The sequence below is a fragment of the Microvirga lotononidis genome, from assembly GCF_034627025.1.
GTDB classification, from domain to species: Bacteria; Pseudomonadota; Alphaproteobacteria; order Rhizobiales; family Beijerinckiaceae; genus Microvirga; species Microvirga lotononidis.
This window is the reverse complement of the sequence record NZ_CP141048.1, coordinates 420,601-438,572: the sequence shown is the minus strand read 5'-3', so window position 1 is coordinate 438,572 and position 17,972 is coordinate 420,601. Positions and strand designations below refer to the sequence as shown.

The window sequence follows — 17,972 nt, the reverse complement described above, 5'->3', positions numbered from 1 at the left end:
ACGGGACCATGGATCAAAAGGCGAACGACGTCGAGCCTGAAGTCCTGTCGATCCTGCCGCAGGTGCGAACTTCCAGGCTTCGGCCTCATTGTCGAAAAAGACGCTCATGGCCATATGGGTATCGTAGGCCAGAAGAGGAATGTTCCATGCGTTTCATGGTGGCTGTCGCCATCGTCTCAAGCCTTCTCCTGCCGTCGATCGTGCCGGCCGAGGCGCAGACGCGCCTGCCGCGCACGAGCCCTGCAGAGCGGAGCAGAGATCAGATCAATCGTCGGATTCAGCAGGATCAGCAGATCCTTGGTGTCGAACAGGACGTTCAGAGCAAAAGCAACCAGATCCGGCAGAACATCGACCGGGACCGCCTTTTCGCTCCCCGGTACATCGCCCCGATGCCCCGCAACGGATGCGGCCCTGGGCGAATTTGCTAATGGCGTGTGCCGGAAGCCGATAGCGCGTCCTGAAACTCGGATTTGTGCGGTATTGCGATGATGTGGCCCAGGGCTTGAGGCTGCGACAGCCGGGAATGCGTCGTCTTCATGACGGCGAGATTGGCCAGGATATCGTCCGGGAAGGGGCAGACCTTTCGTGTTTCCATGTCCACATGGAGCGACAGGCCTTCCATGGAGGCCGCCACCCATCCCTCGTTGGCATGGCGGATTTCCAGGTAGTAGTGGATCCGCTTCTCGTCGAAATCGACAAGCTGGAGCGTGATCCGCACCCGGTCGTGCAGCTTCAGTTCGCGCTTGTAGGTGGTGTGAACCTCGGCCGCGAAGAAGGAGGCCTTGCGCTTCTCCATGTAGTCGTGACCCAGGCCGACGAGGCTGAAGCCTTCCTCCACGGCCCGATCGAACAGCACATGGTAATAGGCCATGTTCATGTGGCCGTTATAGTCGATCCATGCGGGCTCGACCCGCATCGTGGAGGACACGAAGGGTGCGAAGAAAAAGACGGGTGTCCGCTTCTCCATGGTCAGGCTTGTCCCCCGGTGCCGTTCACATGAATATCCCTTCCTCGGAAAGGAATAAATGTTAGCACGTTCGTTTCGCTTGTGCAGCAGGGGGGCGGCATCTTTCTCATGCAGAGTGTTGCCTTTGCAACGGTTCTGGTAGCTATGGGTGGAACAAGCATCACAATCGGATCTGAAGCCTCCATGAATGCCCCCCAAGCGAATGCCCGCCTGAAAGCGACGGATGCCTCCATTGCCGCAATGACGAGCGAGCTCTCGCAGCTTTTCGGCGACCGGGTCGCGACCTCGGCTGCCGTGCGCGAGCAGCATGGGCATACCCTGACCTGGGTGAAGAACCAGCCGCCGGATATCGTGGTCTATCCCCGGACGACCGAAGAGGTGGCTGAGATCGTCAAACTCTGTGCCGCTCATGGGGTTCCGGTCATTCCCTATGGGACTGGCACATCGCTGGAAGGGCATATCAATGCTCCGTATGGCGGGGTGTCCATCGATCTCAGCCTGATGAAGCGCATCATCGCCGTCCACGACGAGGATCTGGATTGCGTGGTCGAGGCGGGGGTGACCCGCAAGGAGCTGAACGAATATCTGCGCGACAAGGGCCTGTTCTTCCCCATCGATCCGGGTGCGGACGCCTCCATCGGCGGCATGGTCGCGACCAGGGCCTCCGGCACCAACGCGGTTCGCTACGGAACCATGAAGGACGTGGTCCTGGCGCTGACCGTGGTGCTGCCCAACGGCGAGATCGTGAAGACCGCGAGCCGGGCCAAGAAGAGCTCGGCGGGTTACGACCTGACCCGGCTTATGATCGGCTCGGAGGGAACCCTCGGCATCGTCACGGAGATCACTTTGAAGCTCCACGGCATCCCGGAGGCGATCTCGGCCGGAATCTGCCCCTTCCCCTCCGTGAAGGCCGCCTGCGACGCGGTGATCATGACGATCCAGACCGGCATCCCGGTGGCGCGCATCGAGCTGCTCGACGAGGTCCAGGTGCGGGCGGTCAACCTCCACTCGAAGCTCACCTTACCGGAGAGCCCCTTGCTGCTGCTGGAATTCCATGGTTCCGCGGGCGGCGTGCAGGAGCAGGCGGAGCGCTTCGGCGAGATCGCGACCGAGTTCGGCGGCGGGCCCTTCGAGTGGGCGACGAAGCCCGAGGAGCGCTCGCGCCTCTGGCAGGCCCGGCATGATGCCTATTGGGCAGCCAAGGGCCTGCGGCCGGGCGCCCAGTCGGTGGCGACCGACGTGTGCGTGCCGATCTCCCGCTTGGCCGAATGCGTGGACGCGACCAAGCAGGACATCCTGGAGAGCGGTCTCGTGGCGCCCATCGTCGGCCATGTGGGCGACGGCAATTTCCACGTCCAGCCGCTCGTGAACGCGGACGATCCGGCAGAAGTTGAGGCCTGCGAGGCCTTCGTCGACCGGCTGGTGCGCCGGGCGGTCGCCATGGAGGGAACCTGCACGGGCGAGCACGGGGTGGGCCAGAAGAAAATGAAGTACCTGGAAGTGGAGCATGGGCCGGCCGCCCTCGACCTCATGCGCGTCTTGAAACAGGCCATCGATCCCCTCAACATCATGAACCCGGGCAAGATCGTTGCGCTTTGACAGTGGAACACATGGATCAGAGCTCCCGGTTCCCGGCGTCATGAGATAAGGACGTGTCACTGTAACGGAGAGAAGGCCGCCTCTTGCGCGATATCCTGACGATCATCGCCTCCATCGTGATCCTGATCCTGGCGATCGCCGTGGCGGCGCCTCCCTTCGTCGACTGGGAGGCGCACCGTGACACGATCGACGGGATGATCTCGCGCGCCTCCGGCACGGAGGCACGGACCGAGGGTGATATCGGCATTCGCCTCCTGCCTTCGCCGAAGGTCGTCCTTGGACGCCTGCGGCTCGGCGGCAAGACGCCGGATTCGCCTGTCCTGACGGCCGACGGCGTCCGCGCCGAGGTGGCCCTGACGCCGCTGCTGAAGGGTGATGTGCGCTTCACGGAAGCGCGTGTGGCCCGGGCCGATATCCGCATTCCGGTCGCGGGCGACGGCGAGTGGCGACTGCCGCCGGACCTGGTGTCGGGCAGCGGCCGGGCCCGCGAGTGGGCCATCGAGAATCTCAGCGTCGCCCAACTCCTCGTCACGACCCAGAGCGCGAGCACGGGGCGCACGAACCAGGCTTTCGCCGAGAACGTCTCCATCGAAGGCCAGAAGCTGATCGGCCCCTGGCGGGTCGAGGGCACGACTTCGGGCGTTCCCTTCCGTCTGGTCACGGGAGAGATCGCCGAGGACAAGAGCGTTCAGGTCAAGCTGTCGGGCGGGGGCGACATCTATCCCCGCTTCGATCTCGACGCCCGGCTCGGGCTTGCCGAGGGAACCGGGGAGGCCGCCACACCCCAGGTTTCGGGCAAGGCCAAGGTCCTGTTCGGCCCACCGGCGCAGATCGCGGCGGCCGGCATCCCGATTCCCATCGTGGTCGAGACCGAGTTCAAGACGGTGCCGGGCGCCGTCGAGCTCGGCCCGGTGAGCCTGGAGGCCGGGGAGGGCGGGGCGAGCCTGCGCATGACCGGGGAAGGCAGGATCGGGCTCAACGACCCGCGCATCTCCCTGAAGCTCGAAGGCCGCCGGCTCGACGCGGACAGTTTCATCCTGTCCAGCAACGGTCAGGACTTCAAGAGCCGGCTTGCGCAATGGTCGCTTCCGCTGATCCGCGTGCCGATCGATCTCGACCTCAGGATCGACAGCATCGGCCTCGGTCAGGAGGATCTGTCGAATGCCGCCCTGCGCCTGTCGCTCAGCACGGGCCGGGCAGTCCTCGACCGGATCGAGTTCAACGCGCCGGGCGAGACCCGGGTCGCGCTCGAGGGGGAACTCGGCCTGACGACCCAGGGCGGCATCAACGGCAAGGTGGCGCTGGCCTCCAACGCATCCGACCGTCTGGCCCGCTACCTCGACCGCATCGGGATCAAGTCGCCTCTGCTCAGGGCTCTCGACGGGCGTCCGCTGGAGGCATCGTCGGAAATCGCATTCTCGAACCCGGTGCTCTCCTTCAACCGCCTGCGGCTGAAGACGGGCGAGTCGACCCTGACGGGGAATGCCCGCTACACCGCACCCGAGGCCAACGAGCGCGGCAAGCTGGAGGCCCAGGTTGCGATCCAGAGCCTGAACCTCGACGACCTGCCGCAGGTATCCAGCGTCTTCCAGGCCACCGAGAACCTCGATATCGGCTTCATCCTCGATGCGCGCGGGGTAAGCGCCGGGAAGAGCCCACCCACGGGCCGGATCTCGGCCAGGATCCTGTCCGACGGACCGGCGCTCCTCGTCGAGACCCTCGATATCGTCGATCTTGCGGGAGCCAACGCCCGGGTGCGGGGCCGCATCGCGCCGGACGGCTCGGGGCAGATCACCGGCAAGGTCACGGCTCAGCGCGCCAGTCCCCTGGTGGACCTGATGGGAAGCGTCTGGATCGGCGGGATCTCCAAGCTCGTCCCCACCTTCGTGCGCGAGGGCGCGCTCGATCTCGATGTCACGTCGGAGCGTGTCGTGCCGCCCTCGGGCTCGACCGAGCTGCGCCTTCGCACGACCGCGAAGGGACGTGTGGCCGGCGGCCCGTTCGAGGGGCAGGTCGAATCCGTCGATGGGCGGACTCAGAGCCTCACCATCGCGCTGTCCGCCGACAACACGGGACGCTGGGTCAACCGTGCGAACATGGCCGGGCTCAACCGACCGTCCCGGGTCGATCTGCGCGGGGTCCGCGTCGGGTCCGGCCTGTTCAACGTCACACTCGCCGGCGACATCGCCGGTGCCAGGGTGGCGACCACCCGCCCCTTCGCCCTGAGCGAAGCGGACGATGTGGTGGACAGCGGCGAGGTCGAGGTTTCGACGCCCGACATCACCCCTTTCCTGCTCCTCTTGGGCGACGGCGCAGGCGTAGCCCCTCCGGTTCCCGTGACGGGACGCGTGTCTCTCGGCCGGGAGCGCGGTGCGACCCTCCTCGACGTCAACGGAAAGGTGTCAAACGACAACGTGCAGGCGCGCCTCGTGATGGCGTCCCGGTCGGACATCAGCGGCGACGTGTCCCTGGGGCGGCTGTCCCTGCCATGGCTCGTGGCGGCCCTGTCGCTCAACGTTCCGGGCGATGCCAATGCCACGGCCATCTGGTCCACGGCCCGCTTCGGTCAGAGCGGGCGCCTCGTCACCGGCGGACAGGTTAACTTCCGGGTCGGAACGCTCGAACTCGGGCGCGGTCTCCAGGCCAGCCGTGCGTCCTTCGTGGTCGGTGCCCAGGCGGACGGAATCTCCATCCGCAACCTCGATGCCGCCATCGGGGTCGGCCGGATCACGGGCTCGGCCACCATCACCCGGCAGGAGGGAACGGCAACCATCGTCGGAGACGGCGCCCTGGAAAAAGTGCCCCTGTGGGCGCTCACCGGAGCCTCGCCCTTCGAGGCGGTCCTGTCCGGTCCATTGAGGTTCGGGACCGCGGGCACGAGCCTGTCCGAACTCGTGGCCAATCTCGGCGGCGCGGGCGATTGGCAGATCACGAATCTCCGTCTTTCCGCGGCTGACCCTTCCGTGTTCGACCGGGCGTTCAAGCGGACCCTGGCCGAGAACGATCCCTTGGCCGAGGGCAAGGCCGAAGCAATCTTCGGGATCGAGCTCGGACGGGGGCCGTTCAATGCCGCGCCCCTCAAGACCTCGGCGGCGCTTGTCGGCGGCCTGCTACGCCTCTCACCCTTCACGGCCGAAAGCGGGTCCGCCAGCTGGCAGGGCGCCGTCACCTACGACCTGAAGAACCTGCAGCTCGACGCGCGCGGAGCCCTCGTGGCCAAGTCCTCGCCGCCCGAATGGGTCGGTGCGCCACCCTCGGTCGGCCTCAACTGGCAGGGCTCCCTGTCCGCACCCGTTCGCCAGATCGATGCGGGTCCGTTCCGCAACGGCCTCGCCGCCATCGTGCTCAAGCGCGAACTGGAAAAGATCGAAGCGTTCGAGCGGGCCGCCGCCGAACGCCAGCGCCAGCTCGACGCGCAGCGGGAGGCCGAGAGGCAGAGGGCCAAGGCGGCCGAAGAGGAGGCTCTGCGTCAGGCGCGGGCCAAGGCGGAAGCCGAACGCGCCCGCCGGGATGCGGAAAGATTGCAATCCGAGCAGCAGAACCAGCCGGAGGAGCCGACCCCGTCGCCGACCTCCGCACCACCCCTGAACCCGCCCGTCCAGATCGGCCCGCCGCCCTCGGTCTATGGGTCTCCGCCGGTTCGGTAAGGGACCCATTGCGTAGCACTTGATCGTGGATTCCCTTTCCCTCCACTGCGCTTCGGCCGGGAATGACACTGCCGGGTCTTTTTCGCCGCCCACGTCATCACCGGCCTTGTGCCGGTGATCCCGATCCGAAGGGCTCGGCGCTTCACAGTATCGAGATGGCCGGCACAAGGCCGGCCATGACATTGAGAGCGGCGTTGTAAAAGTGCGGCCCCAATATCCACTGACGTTGCAGAATGACGCGTGACGCCACCCACTCTTCCTTGAATTGTCGTGTTTATGGGTCCCGGGTCCCGCTCCGCGGCCCCGGGATGACAGTGCACGCTTCCACGTCATGAATATTCGTGCAGGCCAGAGTCTAATCCTGCGCCGCGCCATTCGGTGGAGGCGTGCCCAGCCGCTGGCGCAGATCGGTGAGGACGAAGACCCGGATTGCGGAGGAGAGGTTCTGGTCGCCGCGGTCGGCGTCGATGCGTCCGATCAGGGCCTGGACGGACATCCTGTCCCGCTCGGCGATTTCCCGCAGCGAGGCCCAAAAGGGCTCCTCGAGGGAAATGCTCGTCCGGTGCCCGGCGATGGAGACGGAGCGCTTGACGATGGCGAAGCCCATTCAAGGCTTCTCGTTGTCGTCGCGCTTGTGCTGGTCGAGGCGGCTTTGCGCCAGATCCTGCTCGGCCCGGCTCAGGTTCTTCTCGGCCTTGGTGCGGCCGAACGCAATGCGGTTTTCGGTGGCGCGGACCTCTTTCTCGGTCCGCGCCTTCTTCTTGCGCGCCTGGCGCAGATTGATGATCTCAGCCATGGCGCCTATTATAGCTTATTCGCCCGGCTGAAGCATCGTCTCGGGGCGGACGACAGCGTGGAAGTGATCTTCCGCGACGCCGGCCTTGAGGGCCTCTTCCTTCAGGGTCGTGCCGTTCTTGTGCGCCGATTTGGCGATGGCGGCTGCCTTGTCGTAGCCGATGGACGGGGCAAGCGCCGTCACGAGCATCAGGGAACGCTGCATCAACTCGTTGAGGCGTTCGCGGTTCGGCTCGATGCCGACGACGCAATTGTCGGTGAAGCTGATCGCGCCGTCGGCGATGAGGCGGATCGATTGCAGCACCGCATTGACGATCACGGGCTTGAACACGTTCAGCTCGAAATGGCCCTGGCTGCCCGCGAAGGTCACGGTGGTCTGGTTGCCGGCCACCTGGCAGCACAGCATCGTCATGGCCTCGGCCTGGGTCGGGTTGACCTTGCCGGGCATGATGGACGAGCCGGGCTCGTTCTCAGGCAGCGAAATCTCGCCGATGCCCGAGCGCGGGCCGGAGCCCATGAGGCGGATGTCGTTGGCGATCTTGAACAGGCCGGCCGCCAGGCTCGCCAGCGCGCCGTGCGTGTAGACGAGGGCGTCGTTGGACGCGAGGGCCTCGAACTTGTTGTTCGCCGAGGTGAAGGGCAGAGCGGTCAGTTCCACGACCTTCGAGGCGAAGCGATCCGCGAATTCCGGATGGGCGTTGAGGCCCGTGCCGACGGCGGTGCCGCCCTGGGCGAGGGCATAGATGCCGGGAAGCGTCTGCTCGATCCGGGCGATGCCGAGCTGCACCTGGGCGGCATAGCCGGAGAATTCCTGGCCGAGAGTGACGGGCGTCGCATCCTGCAGGTGCGTGCGGCCGATCTTCACGATGTCCTTGTAGGCCTCCGCCTTGTCGTTCAGCGCCTTGTGCAGGTGCTTGAGGGCGGGGACCAGCCGGTCATGGATCTCGCGGGCGACCGCGATGTGCATGGCGGTGGGGAACGAGTCGTTCGACGACTGGCCCATGTTCACGTGGTCGTTCGGGTGAACCGGCTTCTTGCTGCCGCGCTCGCCGCCGAGGCGCTCGATGGCGAGGTTCGAGAGAACCTCGTTCATGTTCATGTTGGACTGCGTGCCCGAGCCGGTCTGATAGACCACGAGCGGGAATTCGTCGTCATACTTGCCCTGCACCACGTCGGCGGCGGCGCTCGCGATCGCATCAGCGAGGCGCGGCTCCAGCTTGCCCAGATCCTTGTTCACGAGAGCAGCGGCCTGCTTCACGATGGCCAGCGCATGAACGAGCGGAAGCGGCATCCGATCCGTCCCGATGCGGAAGTTCTGAAGCGAGCGCTGCGTCTGCGCGCCCCAGAGCTTGTCGGCGGGAACGTCGATGGGTCCGAAGGTATCTGTTTCGATGCGGGTTGAGGGCGACATCCTGACCTCTTTCGATGGAGTTGCGTGTTCTTATCTCAAATGGTGGCGCTCGCAACTGCGAACGCGCATGGAGGCCTTGTAAAATCGCATGAGCGACACCCTGGACGCCCCCTCGTTCCGCCCGCCGCATCCGAAGCCCCGCACCGAGCCGCTGGGCACTCTGGCGTTCCTGCGGGCCGTGCGCGAGAACCCTCTGAGCACCTGGATGGAGGCCCATTTCGAGGAGCCGATCATCACCGGGGACGGGGCGCTCGGCCGCATGACCGTGGTGAGCGATCCCGCCGCCATCCGCCATATCCTGGTGGACAACGCCGCCAACTACCGGAAAGACGATCTCCAGCTCCGGATCCTGGCGCCCGGCCTGGGGCGGGGGCTCGTCACCGCCGAGGGCGAGGAATGGCGGCTTCAGCGCCGCACCATCGCGCCGCTCTTCACCCCGCGCCATGTGGCGAGCTTCTTCCCGGCCATGGTCGAGGCGGCGGAGCGTCTCGTGAGGCGCTGGCAGCGCCGTCCGACGGGCCGGGTGGTCGATGCCTCGCTGGACATGACCCGGGTGACCCTCGACGTGCTGGAGCGCACGATCTTCACGCAAGGGGTGCCCAAGGACCCCGATGCCCTCGGACGCGCCATTACCCGCTACTTCAACAGCATCGGGCGGGTCGACCCGCTCGATATCTTCGGGTTCCCCGATTGGGTGCCCAGGATCGGTCGCCTGCGTGCGAGGCCAGCGATCCGGTTCTTCGAGGAGACGGTCAATGAATTGATCGCTGCCCGGAAAGAACTGCTCGATCGTGGCCAACCGGCACCCCGCGACCTGCTGACCCTGCTTCTGGAGGCCGCCGACCCCGAGACCGGCAAGGGCCTGAGCGAGATCGATGTGAGGACCAACATCGTCACTTTCATCGGCGCCGGGCACGAGACCACGGCCAACGCTCTCTCTTGGTCGCTCTACCTGCTGTCCCAGGACGAGCGGGCCCGCGCCCTCGTGGAGCGGGAGGTGGACGAAGTGTTGGGCGAGGGGGCGTTCGAGCCGCATCATCTGGACAAGCTCGTCTATACCCGCGCGGTCATCGACGAGGCGATCCGGCTCTATCCGCCGGCACCCTACATGAGCCGGGCGGCCATCGAGGACGACCGGATCGGAGAGCTGGAGATCCCGGCGGGCTCGATGGTGGCGATCGTGCCTTACCTGCTCCACCGGCACCGCAGGTTGTGGGACGAGCCGGATGCCTTCCGGCCGGAACGCTTCCTGCCCGAGAACCGCGGCCGGATCGACCGCTTCGCCTATCTGCCGTTCGGAGCCGGTCCGCGGGTCTGCATCGGGGCGAGCTTCTCCCTGCAGGAGGCCGTAATCGTCCTTGCGACCATCGCCCGCTCCGTGCGGCTCGACCTCGTGGAAGGGCACAGCGTCACGCCCGTGCAGCGGATCACCCTGCGGCCGCAGGGCGGTCTGCCCATGCGCCTGACTCAACGCTCCTCGAAAGAGGCGTCGGCAGCGACCTGAAGGGGAACGGGATCAGTTCTTCTTGCGGAACGCGTCGAGGCTGACGACTTCGGCGCTGCCTGCACCGCCCTCGGCCGCATCGGCCTTGTCGTCCTCCGCCGGCACTTCGGTCTCCGCCGTGGCCGCCGGAGCCTTCTCGGGCGCAGGCTTCCTGTCCGGGGCAGGCTGGGTCTTGCGGGGCTGCTTCAGCTCCACCGGCTCCGAGGCATTGCCGCGGATCGGCTGGGGTGCGGCAGGAGCCTCGTCGGCCTCTTCCTCCTCATCCTCGTCCTGGCTGTCGAACTTGAGCCCGAACTGGACGGAGGGATCGAAGAAGCCGGTCAGCGCATCGAAGGGGATGAGCAGCCGCTCGGGAATGCCTGAGAAGGACAGCCCGACCTCGAAGGTGTGCTCAGTGACGTTGAGGTCCCAGAACTGGTGCTGGAGAACGATGGTCATCTCCTGAGGGTACTTTTCGCGTAGGCGGTTCGACAGGCGAACGCCGGGAAAATCCGTCTGGAAGGAGATGTAGAAATGGTGCTCGCCCGGCAGCCCGTCCTTGGAATCGATCAACACCTTGCGCACGACGCCCTTGAGCGCGTCCTGCACCAGAAGATCGTATCGGATCAGGTCTTTACCACCGGCCATAAGCGAGCCCTTGCAGAAACAAAAGTGGAGGCTTCTGTTGCCAGGTGCCTCCGGACCCCGCCTTACGGTGCTACCCGCAAGGGCTTTGATTCGGCTTTAGGGACCGCTTACGCAGCCACTGCAACCGGAGCATAGTTGTCGTTGGCAACTATAGATTCGGCCCGATAACGGCGGAACCATGCCGAGCGAAAGTCCACCCTTTACGCCCTCGTCGATCCTATTTCGCCCCCGCCGAAACCCAAGCGGAGCCTGGGTTTTGGTGGAGGCGCCGGGTACCGCCCCCGGGTCCGATGGGTTTATTTCGATAGCCGTTTATCGCCATAGTCGATCTCGCGACCGACATGGCCAATATAGGTGGCGCGGATGGATTTTGGAAGGGCAGGAGCTGGCGGGATTCCCATGAAAAATGGCCCGGCACCCGGCTTATCGCCCTGTTTCATTGTCACTTTTTCGCGGTTAACCGATTCACAGGAATGGAGAAGCCATGACTCGGCTCAACAGGGCGTCTGCCCTATGATGAGGTCAGGAGCACCGCATGCAAGCTTATCTCGATCTGATCCGCCGCATCATGGATGAGGGCGTCCGCAAGGACGACCGGACGGGGACCGGGACGATCTCCGTCTTCGGCCACCAGATGCGCTTCGATCTCAGCCAGGGCTTTCCGCTCGTCACCACGAAGAAGCTGCACCTGCGCTCCATCGTGCACGAGCTTCTGTGGTTCCTGAAGGGCGATACCAATATCCGCTATCTCAAGGAAAATGGGGTTTCGATCTGGGACGAGTGGGCCGACGAGAACGGCGATCTCGGCCCTGTCTACGGCAAGCAGTGGCGTTCCTGGCAAAAGCCCGACGGCGGCACCGTGGACCAGATCCGCTGGGTGCTCGACGAGATCCGCCGCAATCCCGACAGCCGCCGCCTGATCGTGTCCGCCTGGAACCCGGCCGATCTCGACAAGATGGCGCTCGCGCCCTGCCACACTTTTCTGACCTCGACAGGTGTTACACACGAGCAACACCAAGCGCACGTACGTTTACACTGAGGTCCGCTGTTAGTAGCGCTACGGACGAGGTTGGCCCTCTTGATGTTTCCCATCGTTGTTTCATGGGTGGTCGAGACGCAGGGCTGGGGCCCTAACTGCAGACTCGAATGCAACCAGCATCTAGGGTGGTGAGCTAGGGCTTCGTTTATCCGCTCCTCAGGAGTTGCCTCCTTAAGTGTGCATTCAAGCATTCTCCCAGCGCAGTCGAAATTAAATTACAAAAACATTGTTAGTCTGGCTTTTCAGAGGTTGGTTGTGGCTCCCTCACTTGTAGAGCGCTCACCATTCGCTTCTCGTGATCGTGAAGCAGAAATGTCCCCTACCTTTCCGGGGATGAGGCTTGGCAGTATGAGCCAAATAACTCTATTCAGACCACAGGAAATTTTAACTTCTGCCAGACCAACTGGTTGTTCAAACCACACATGGGCCAAACTGCCATGCAGCAGTATCATGACTTGATAAAACACATCCTAGCGACAGGAAGCGAACGCGAGGATCGGACCGGAGTCGGCACCGTCGGGGTGTTTGGATACCAGATGCGCTTCAACCTGTCTGATGGCTTTCCACTCGTTACAACCAAGAAGTTGCATATCCGCTCAATCATCTACGAACTTCTCTGGTTTCTCCGTGGCGAGACTAACGTTCGCTACCTTAATGAGAACAAAGTAACTATTTGGGACGAGTGGGCAGACGAGAACGGGGATCTAGGACCGATTTACGGCAAACAATGGCGTTCTTGGGACGCGCCCGACGGCCGTCAAATTGATCAGATCCAGAATTTAATTGATGAGATTAGGATCCGTCCTAGTTCTCGGCGGCAAATTGTAAGCGCTTGGAACGTTGCTGATCTTCCCTCTATGGCACTGGTTCCTTGCCATTGCCTTGTGCAAACAGCAGTTTTCGATGGCAAATTACATTTGCAGCTCTATCAGCGCTCCTGTGACGTCTTCCTAGGCCTCCCATTTAACATAGCTAGCTACGCTTTATTGTTGAGTATGCTTGCGCAGCAGTGTGATCTGGAGCCAGGTGAGTTTGTCTGGACGGGCGGCGATGTGCATATCTACAGAAACCATCTTGAGCAGGTCAGGCTTCAAGTGACGCGTGAACCCTATCCAATGCCAAGGCTCCGTATAAAGCGTCGGCCGCCTTCAATTTTTGACTATAACTATGAAGACTTTGAAATTGAGGGCTATCAGTCCCACCCACACATCAAAGGTGAGGTAGCTGTCTAATCATTATAGTAACCGATAGAACGCTTTCGGTTCTATCGGTTACTTATTCAATGTACAGGTTGTCAGCGCCAGTAGAGACGTGCGGCCCTTCCTAGTTGCTGCTCCACGTCATTGTAGTAGCGGGCAGCTTGCTGCACCGAGCGATGCTGCGATTGCTGCATTGCTTCGGGTAGCGATACTCCATCGCGGGCAGCTTGAGTCATATACCCTGAACGCAGCCCGTGTGCGCTGAATTGAGTGGGGTCGAGCCCAGCCATCTTGCAACGGCGCTTCACAATATCGTTCACGGTGTCGCCGCTAATCGCACGTTTCCCAAGACGACCCTGTCGATCTATGGACCGAAACACCGCCCCATCAATGATCTTGGCCCGGTTAAGCCAGATGGTCAGAGCCTCGGCTGGGCGGCCAATCAGGAGAACCCGCACTCCATCGTCTGCGTTGCCCCGTTTTGTCCGACCAAGATAGATAGCCAGACAGGGAAGTTTAGGCGAATCTATTTCCCGAGGTCTTGCTGCGACAGGCGGGAGCGTCTCGATCTGGTCGATTCGGAGTGAGGCTATCTCGGAGCGCCGGCGACCACCGGAAGCGATGGCCGTGAGGAGAAGCGCACAGTCGCGCCGGTCCATGAGCCGGTTCAACACGCAGGTCGAGAGCAACTGATGAAGCACCTGGCGAGTGACTGCCTGCTGGCTTTTGCGCTGAGGCGGCCTTGCGCTTGCCCGCACGGATAGCCGGAGTGCAGTCTTGAAGGCTGGTGTTGCAAAAGTAGGATCAAAACCGCGCCAACGATGCAGAGTAGTCCAGCTTGCAAGGCGGCGGCGGATGGTTCCGGGAGCATGTGGGCCATCGGCTCGCAGGAAACCTTCTGCCTTGAGGCGCTCAGCAACGGCCTCTGGCATGCCATGGGACAGCTCTGTCTCGCGTTTGACTGGATCCCATAAATGATGCGCCAGGAACCTCAGTGCCAAGCCTTCCGGAGCGGGCCAGGGCAAACGTTCGCCGGTTGCCGCGAGCGCCCAAGCTTCGAGATACCCTAAATCGGAGGCTAAGGCGCGGAGGGTGTTCCGGCCCATGCCCTTTTCGGCGAGGTGTCTGAGAGTGGCGACATCCTGATCGGTCAACAGGGCGGCAAGGGTTTCACGCCGGTCAATGGGAATGATACCAGCGAGCGCATCGAGTTCATTCTCGCGTCCTAGATGCTTGTCCTCTCCGTAGGTGTGGGCAAATCGGCTCATGGTGATCTCCTTACTCAGACATCAGCAGGAAAGCACGGTGTAATCTCGACCTGCGAGTGCATGACCATCCATCACGTCGCGGCAAGACTCATCTCCAAGGTAAGAGAGTTGTGGCCGCCGCAGCGCCTGAAACCCGGATTTCGACATACGCTCCCGATAAGCGTTATTTATCGGGAGTGAAATATCTGTGAGAAGTTTAGTGCCCGTAAGAAGATAAAAGATCAATTTGGCTACGGACACGCAATTATAACGCTTACGGAACAAGATGTTACTTCATAGATCGGTTAACGTCTAAGAGGGTAACTGGGGTAACCGGGGCATTTTCGGGGGCAGGGATTCCTCCGACCGGGTATTCATCACTCAATCGACATTGCCGCAGGAGCGGCGCGTCGTGTCATCCCCGGCGGCCGCAGGCCGGGAAGGGGATCCGCGATCAGGCGCAGTGCTATGTATTCCCTTCCCCTCCGCTGCGCTCCGGCCGGGAATGGCACTGAAGGCTCTCTTAGCCGCAAAAGTCACCAAGTCCGTTTGACATCCTCGCCCAAGCATGGTCGTGAAGAGGCAAGCCCAAGGGCTTTTGTATTCTTTGCTGGATTGATGACGATGAGCACTGCCCCCCGTATCCGGGTTCTTTTCGACGAAGGCACCATCGCCAAGCGCAACGAGGCGCTGGCCAAGGAGATCGCGGCGGACAAGCCGCAGAACCTGCTCGTCGTCGCGGTGCTCAAGGGCAGCTTCATGTTCGCCGCGGACCTGATCCGGGCCCTGCACCGGAGTGGGCTCAGCCCCCAGGTCGAGTTCGTGCACCTGTCGAGCTATCTCGACGGCACCGTCTCCACCGGCAACGTGACGATCCTGCGGGACGTGGAGAGCGACGTGCGCGGCCGCGACGTGCTGCTCGTGGACGACATTCTCGAGTCGGGCCGGACGGTGACCTTCGCCAAGGACCTGCTGATGGCCCGCGGCGCCAAGAGCGTGAAGACCGCGGTGCTCCTGGAGAAGCCCGGCAAGCGCGCCGTGCAGATCAACCCGGATTACGTGGGCTTCACCTGCCCGGACGTGTTCGTGGTCGGCTACGGCATGGACGTGGCCCATTCCTATCGCCAGCTGCCCTTCGTCGGCGTGGTCGATCACCTCGACAACAGCCCGGACCTGTTCGACAAGCCTGAGTAAGGCACAGTTCCATTCCCAACTCTCAGCCCTCATCCTGAGGAGCGGCCGTGAGGCTGCGTCTCGAAGGAGGATTCAGTGCACTCTAGACACTCCTTCGAGACGGTCGCTCCGCGACCTCCTCAGGATGAGGTCAGGGGGAGATGAGATACGAGACTAACCGTTCAGCTGCCAGATCGTCCCGTTGAGCAGGGTCGCATAAGCCACCCAGGCGAGATAAGGCACGAGCAGCAGGCCTGCCGTGCGGTCGAGTGTCCAGAAAGCGCTGATCGTGGCGAGGATCGCCACGATCAGCGCGATCACCACGAGCCCGGCCAGCGGGCTCTTGCCGGCGAAGAAGGCGAAGGACCATAAGCCGTTCAGAACGAGCTGCACGAAGAACGCGACGATGGCCGCCGAGCGGCCAGGCCGGTTCTCCGGCAAACTCAGAATGCGCCAGAGCGCATAGGCCATCATGGCATAAAGAGCCGTCCAGGCGACTGGGAAGGCCCAGTTCGGTGGGGTGAAGCCGGGCTTCTGCAGGCCAGCATACCAAGTCGGAATGTTCGGTTGCGTGACGAGGCTCGCCGACACGGCCAATGCGACCACGGGCAGCACGGCCACCAGGAATCGTGGAAACCGCGGCATTGCATGACTGCCCGGCGCAGTTTGGTCTGTATGCATGCTCGAAATCCCTTTATGACGTGCGCACCGTTTTTCCTTGTGACGCAACCTGAATCCAGGCATGACATCGCCGCCCGGTAGGTCCAGCAACCCCCTGTCCTCGACGGCCCTGCGCCAGTTGGTCTCGGATCTGGCCGGTAAGGTCGATCGCTTGGAGCAAGAGGTCGAGCAACTACGTCTCGACAACAGCAACCTGCGCCGCGACAACCAAGCTCTGAAGGATGAGATCGCCCGGCTCAAGCACCTGCCGCCGCGCCCACCCTTCAAACCCTCCGGCATGGACAAAGCCAATCAGCCGCGCCCTGCTGGTCCAGGCCGGCGTCCAGGCCGCGGCGCCAAACGGGATTGGGTCACGCGCGAGGTGACGATCCCAGTCGAGGCTCCGCCCAGCTCGCGCTTCAAAGGCTACAAGACATTGGTGCATCGGGATCTCGTGTTGGCCGCCGAGGTGGTGCGCTACAGACGGGAGCGCTGGGTGACGCCCGAAGGCCAGACCCTCATCGCGCCGCTGCCGGAGGGGATTACAGGCGGGTTCGAGCCTGGCGTGCGCCGGTTCTGCCTGGCCCTGCACACAAGGTCAGGTCACCACTGAGCGCCTGACATCCGATCTGCTGAACGGCCTCGGCCTGTCGATCTCCAAGCGCGAGGTTGTGCGCCTGCTCACCACGGATCTGGAGGCGTTCGCGCAGGAGGACAATGCGGTCCTACAGGCCGGCCTGGTCTCGTCGCCTTACCTTACCGACGATGACGCCAATGCGCGCCATGCCCGTCGTCCCGAGGTGACCACCCAGATTGGCGGTGAACGCTTTTGCGTCTTCCGCACCAGCCGATCGAAATCGCGCCTGAACTTCCTGTCGCTGCTGCGGGGTGGCTGCGAGGACTACGTCGTCAACGTGGCTACACAAAGCGGGCCGGAGCTGGACTGCCGCTCTGACGAAAGCGCCGCCTCAGCTTCACAGCAGCCGACGGGCTGACCTCAAAGCGCAAAGCCGCCTGCCGGATGGAAGATCCACCTTCCACCGCACGCACGATCCGCTCACGCAGGTCTCGAGACAGAGGATCTGGCATGGGATGCCCCCCGGCCCACCACAGCCAACCCTATGGAATCAGCCATCTTGATTCCATGCAAACGATGCACGCTCTAGTGCTGTATCTGCCGAATCCACATTATCAGTTCGTGAAATGCTATCAACGGCCACAAGAAGTAGCTCCTACCTACTACGAAGGGCCGGCAAACTTGCCGGCCGGTTGAGTTGACAACTCGAGGCAGGGCGGCAAAGTTAGCGGCGAACCACGAGCTGACACTAATGATAAAGCTGTCGAATAAAGATTTTTTTCCCTCACAAGAGGTGCTTGCCGAAGCTGAGGCTCAAGGCTTGCGGCCGCGCGCAGGAGGGACGCATACGAGCAGAACAATCATGTCCAAAGATCTGGACGCACTCTTAAACTCTGCGCCTGAGTATACCGACCGTGCTGGGTACTCTCAGCGCATTGTGGAGGAGAATTGCCTCGGCAAATCGACAGTGGCGACACGCCGTCTCTCGTACAAGCGATTGGGTGAGCTCTATGCCCTAGATCGGCGAGTCTCGCTCTTTCGGGTTTTACGTCGCCTATGGCAGGTTGACGAGGTTGGGCGTCCGCTGCTGGCCCTTCTCGCCGCATTAGCTCGAGATCCTCTGTTGCTTGCAACCGCACCAGCGATCCTGAGCCTTCGAAATGGTGACGAGCTGCCTCGAGGCGCCGTTCGGCAGCAGCTTGATGAAGCCGTTGCAGGACGTCTTAACGAAGGGATCCTAGATAAGGTCCTCAGAAACACAGCGAGCTCGTGGACTCAATCTGGGCACCTAACCGGCCGCACCTTCAAAACCAGGCAACCAGTCCAGCCCACTCCCGGTGCCATTAGCTTTGCGCTTTGGATCGCATGCCAGGCAGGGTTCAACGATACCGACGCACTTCGGAGCGGCTGGATCGCTGTGCTCGACTGTGCAGAGCCACAAGCGCTTCAATTAGCTAGTGAAGCGCACCGTCTTCACCTGATCAACATGAGCGTGGCAGAGAATGCTGTCACATTGGATTTTGGGCG

Annotated in this window: 17 protein-coding genes and 1 other RNA gene; 9 read left to right on the top strand and 9 right to left on the bottom strand. The window is 62.8% G+C overall.

The window, feature by feature from the left end:
- Positions 1-146 precede the first annotated feature (146 nt).
- Positions 147-428 carry a hypothetical protein gene (locus U0023_RS01930; protein WP_009764041.1) on the top strand — a complete coding sequence of 94 codons (282 nt, stop codon included), beginning with the start codon at positions 147-149 and terminating at the stop codon, positions 426-428.
- Here the strand turns inward: U0023_RS01930 and U0023_RS01925 are convergent.
- The gene (locus U0023_RS01925) at positions 425-967 is read right to left on the bottom strand and encodes a thioesterase family protein (protein ID WP_009764042.1); all 543 of its coding nucleotides are present in this window, start codon (positions 965-967) and stop codon (positions 425-427) included. The genes U0023_RS01930 and U0023_RS01925 overlap by 4 nt on opposite strands.
- 183 nt (positions 968-1,150) lie before the next feature.
- Between U0023_RS01925 and U0023_RS01920 the strand changes: the two genes are divergently transcribed.
- Both U0023_RS01920 and U0023_RS01915 read left to right on the top strand, forming a co-directional pair.
- On the top strand, positions 1,151-2,566 hold the full coding sequence (locus U0023_RS01920; RefSeq protein WP_009764043.1) for an FAD-binding oxidoreductase: 1,416 nt from the start codon (positions 1,151-1,153) through the stop codon (positions 2,564-2,566).
- Between the two features lie 83 nt (positions 2,567-2,649).
- Positions 2,650-6,213, top strand: coding sequence for an AsmA family protein (locus U0023_RS01915; protein ID WP_009764044.1), 3,564 nt, complete (start codon positions 2,650-2,652; stop codon positions 6,211-6,213).
- A 355-nt stretch (positions 6,214-6,568) separates the two neighbouring features.
- On the opposite strand, the gene U0023_RS01910 is transcribed toward U0023_RS01915, so the two are convergent.
- Genes U0023_RS01910 through fumC form a run of 3 tightly spaced genes read right to left on the bottom strand, consistent with a single transcriptional unit; the run spans position 6,569 to position 8,419 of the window.
- Positions 6,569-6,820 (bottom strand): ribbon-helix-helix domain-containing protein, encoded by a 252-nt coding sequence (locus U0023_RS01910; protein WP_009764045.1) that lies wholly within the window; start codon positions 6,818-6,820, stop codon positions 6,569-6,571.
- Positions 6,821-7,009, bottom strand: coding sequence for a DUF4169 family protein (locus U0023_RS01905; protein ID WP_009764046.1), 189 nt, complete (start codon positions 7,007-7,009; stop codon positions 6,821-6,823).
- Positions 7,010-7,024: 15 nt separating this feature from the next.
- Positions 7,025-8,419, bottom strand: coding sequence for a class II fumarate hydratase (gene fumC, locus U0023_RS01900; protein WP_009764047.1), 1,395 nt, complete (start codon positions 8,417-8,419; stop codon positions 7,025-7,027).
- A gap of 88 nt (positions 8,420-8,507) precedes the next feature.
- Between fumC and U0023_RS01895 the strand changes: the two genes are divergently transcribed.
- A complete protein-coding gene (locus U0023_RS01895; protein WP_009764048.1) occupies positions 8,508-9,923 on the top strand; it encodes a cytochrome P450 in 1,416 nt (471 codons plus the stop codon).
- A 12-nt stretch (positions 9,924-9,935) separates the two neighbouring features.
- On the opposite strand, the gene U0023_RS01890 is transcribed toward U0023_RS01895, so the two are convergent.
- Complete coding sequence (locus U0023_RS01890) at positions 9,936-10,550, bottom strand: SspB family protein (RefSeq protein ID WP_009764049.1); 615 nt, start codon at positions 10,548-10,550, stop codon at positions 9,936-9,938.
- Between the two features lie 23 nt (positions 10,551-10,573).
- Positions 10,574-10,930, bottom strand: a transfer-messenger RNA (tmRNA) gene (gene ssrA / locus U0023_RS01885).
- Positions 10,931-11,085: 155 nt separating this feature from the next.
- Between ssrA and thyA (U0023_RS01880) the strand changes: the two genes are divergently transcribed.
- Both thyA (U0023_RS01880) and thyA (U0023_RS01875) read left to right on the top strand, forming a co-directional pair.
- Positions 11,086-11,589: a thymidylate synthase gene (thyA, locus tag U0023_RS01880; RefSeq protein WP_009764050.1), complete on the top strand. Its 504-nt coding sequence runs from the start codon at positions 11,086-11,088 to the stop codon at positions 11,587-11,589.
- A gap of 437 nt (positions 11,590-12,026) precedes the next feature.
- Complete coding sequence (gene thyA / locus U0023_RS01875) at positions 12,027-12,821, top strand: thymidylate synthase (protein WP_009764051.1); 795 nt, start codon at positions 12,027-12,029, stop codon at positions 12,819-12,821.
- A gap of 62 nt (positions 12,822-12,883) precedes the next feature.
- Here the strand turns inward: thyA (U0023_RS01875) and U0023_RS01870 are convergent, their stop codons facing one another.
- A complete protein-coding gene (locus U0023_RS01870) occupies positions 12,884-14,056 on the bottom strand; it encodes a tyrosine-type recombinase/integrase (RefSeq protein WP_009764052.1) in 1,173 nt (390 codons plus the stop codon).
- Positions 14,057-14,659: 603 nt separating this feature from the next.
- On the opposite strand from U0023_RS01870, the gene hpt reads away from it, so the two are divergent.
- On the top strand, positions 14,660-15,229 hold the full coding sequence (gene hpt, locus U0023_RS01865) for a hypoxanthine phosphoribosyltransferase (RefSeq protein WP_009764053.1): 570 nt from the start codon (positions 14,660-14,662) through the stop codon (positions 15,227-15,229).
- Positions 15,230-15,382: 153 nt separating this feature from the next.
- Here hpt and U0023_RS01860 read toward each other — a convergent pair whose 3' ends face one another.
- On the bottom strand, positions 15,383-15,889 hold the full coding sequence (locus U0023_RS01860; RefSeq protein ID WP_009764054.1) for a TspO/MBR family protein: 507 nt from the start codon (positions 15,887-15,889) through the stop codon (positions 15,383-15,385).
- Between the two features lie 61 nt (positions 15,890-15,950).
- Between U0023_RS01860 and U0023_RS01855 the strand changes: the two genes are divergently transcribed.
- Both U0023_RS01855 and U0023_RS01850 read left to right on the top strand, forming a co-directional pair.
- Complete coding sequence (locus U0023_RS01855; protein ID WP_009764055.1) at positions 15,951-16,481, top strand: hypothetical protein; 531 nt, start codon at positions 15,951-15,953, stop codon at positions 16,479-16,481.
- A 58-nt stretch (positions 16,482-16,539) separates the two neighbouring features.
- Entirely contained in the window at positions 16,540-16,863 is a 324-nt protein-coding gene (locus tag U0023_RS01850) for a hypothetical protein (RefSeq protein WP_009764056.1), read from the top strand.
- Here U0023_RS01850 and U0023_RS01845 read toward each other — a convergent pair.
- Positions 16,787-16,957, bottom strand: coding sequence for a helix-turn-helix domain-containing protein (locus U0023_RS01845; protein WP_407667366.1), 171 nt, complete (start codon positions 16,955-16,957; stop codon positions 16,787-16,789). The two genes, U0023_RS01850 and U0023_RS01845, sit on opposite strands and share 77 nt — an antisense overlap.
- Positions 16,958-17,972 lie beyond the last annotated feature (1,015 nt).

Excerpts from the sequence above, each read along its gene's own strand:
- U0023_RS01930 (WP_009764041.1), top strand. The coding sequence starts at position 147 with ATGCGTTTCATGGTGGCTGTCGCCATCGTCTCAAGCCTTCTCCTGCCG.
- U0023_RS01925 (WP_009764042.1), bottom strand. The coding sequence starts at position 967 with ATGGAGAAGCGGACACCCGTCTTTTTCTTCGCACCCTTCGTGTCCTCC.
- U0023_RS01920 (WP_009764043.1), top strand. The coding sequence starts at position 1,151 with ATGAATGCCCCCCAAGCGAATGCCCGCCTGAAAGCGACGGATGCCTCC.
- U0023_RS01910 (WP_009764045.1), bottom strand. The coding sequence starts at position 6,820 with ATGGGCTTCGCCATCGTCAAGCGCTCCGTCTCCATCGCCGGGCACCGG.
- U0023_RS01905 (WP_009764046.1), bottom strand. The coding sequence starts at position 7,009 with ATGGCTGAGATCATCAATCTGCGCCAGGCGCGCAAGAAGAAGGCGCGG.
- fumC (WP_009764047.1), bottom strand. The coding sequence starts at position 8,419 with ATGTCGCCCTCAACCCGCATCGAAACAGATACCTTCGGACCCATCGAC.
- U0023_RS01895 (WP_009764048.1), top strand. The coding sequence starts at position 8,508 with ATGAGCGACACCCTGGACGCCCCCTCGTTCCGCCCGCCGCATCCGAAG.
- U0023_RS01890 (WP_009764049.1), bottom strand. The coding sequence starts at position 10,550 with ATGGCCGGTGGTAAAGACCTGATCCGATACGATCTTCTGGTGCAGGAC.
- thyA (WP_009764050.1), top strand. The coding sequence starts at position 11,086 with ATGCAAGCTTATCTCGATCTGATCCGCCGCATCATGGATGAGGGCGTC.
- thyA (WP_009764051.1), top strand. The coding sequence starts at position 12,027 with ATGCAGCAGTATCATGACTTGATAAAACACATCCTAGCGACAGGAAGC.
- U0023_RS01870 (WP_009764052.1), bottom strand. The coding sequence starts at position 14,056 with ATGAGCCGATTTGCCCACACCTACGGAGAGGACAAGCATCTAGGACGC.
- hpt (WP_009764053.1), top strand. The coding sequence starts at position 14,660 with ATGAGCACTGCCCCCCGTATCCGGGTTCTTTTCGACGAAGGCACCATC.
- U0023_RS01860 (WP_009764054.1), bottom strand. The coding sequence starts at position 15,889 with ATGCATACAGACCAAACTGCGCCGGGCAGTCATGCAATGCCGCGGTTT.
- U0023_RS01855 (WP_009764055.1), top strand. The coding sequence starts at position 15,951 with ATGACATCGCCGCCCGGTAGGTCCAGCAACCCCCTGTCCTCGACGGCC.
- U0023_RS01845 (WP_407667366.1), bottom strand. The coding sequence starts at position 16,957 with ATGCCAGATCCTCTGTCTCGAGACCTGCGTGAGCGGATCGTGCGTGCG.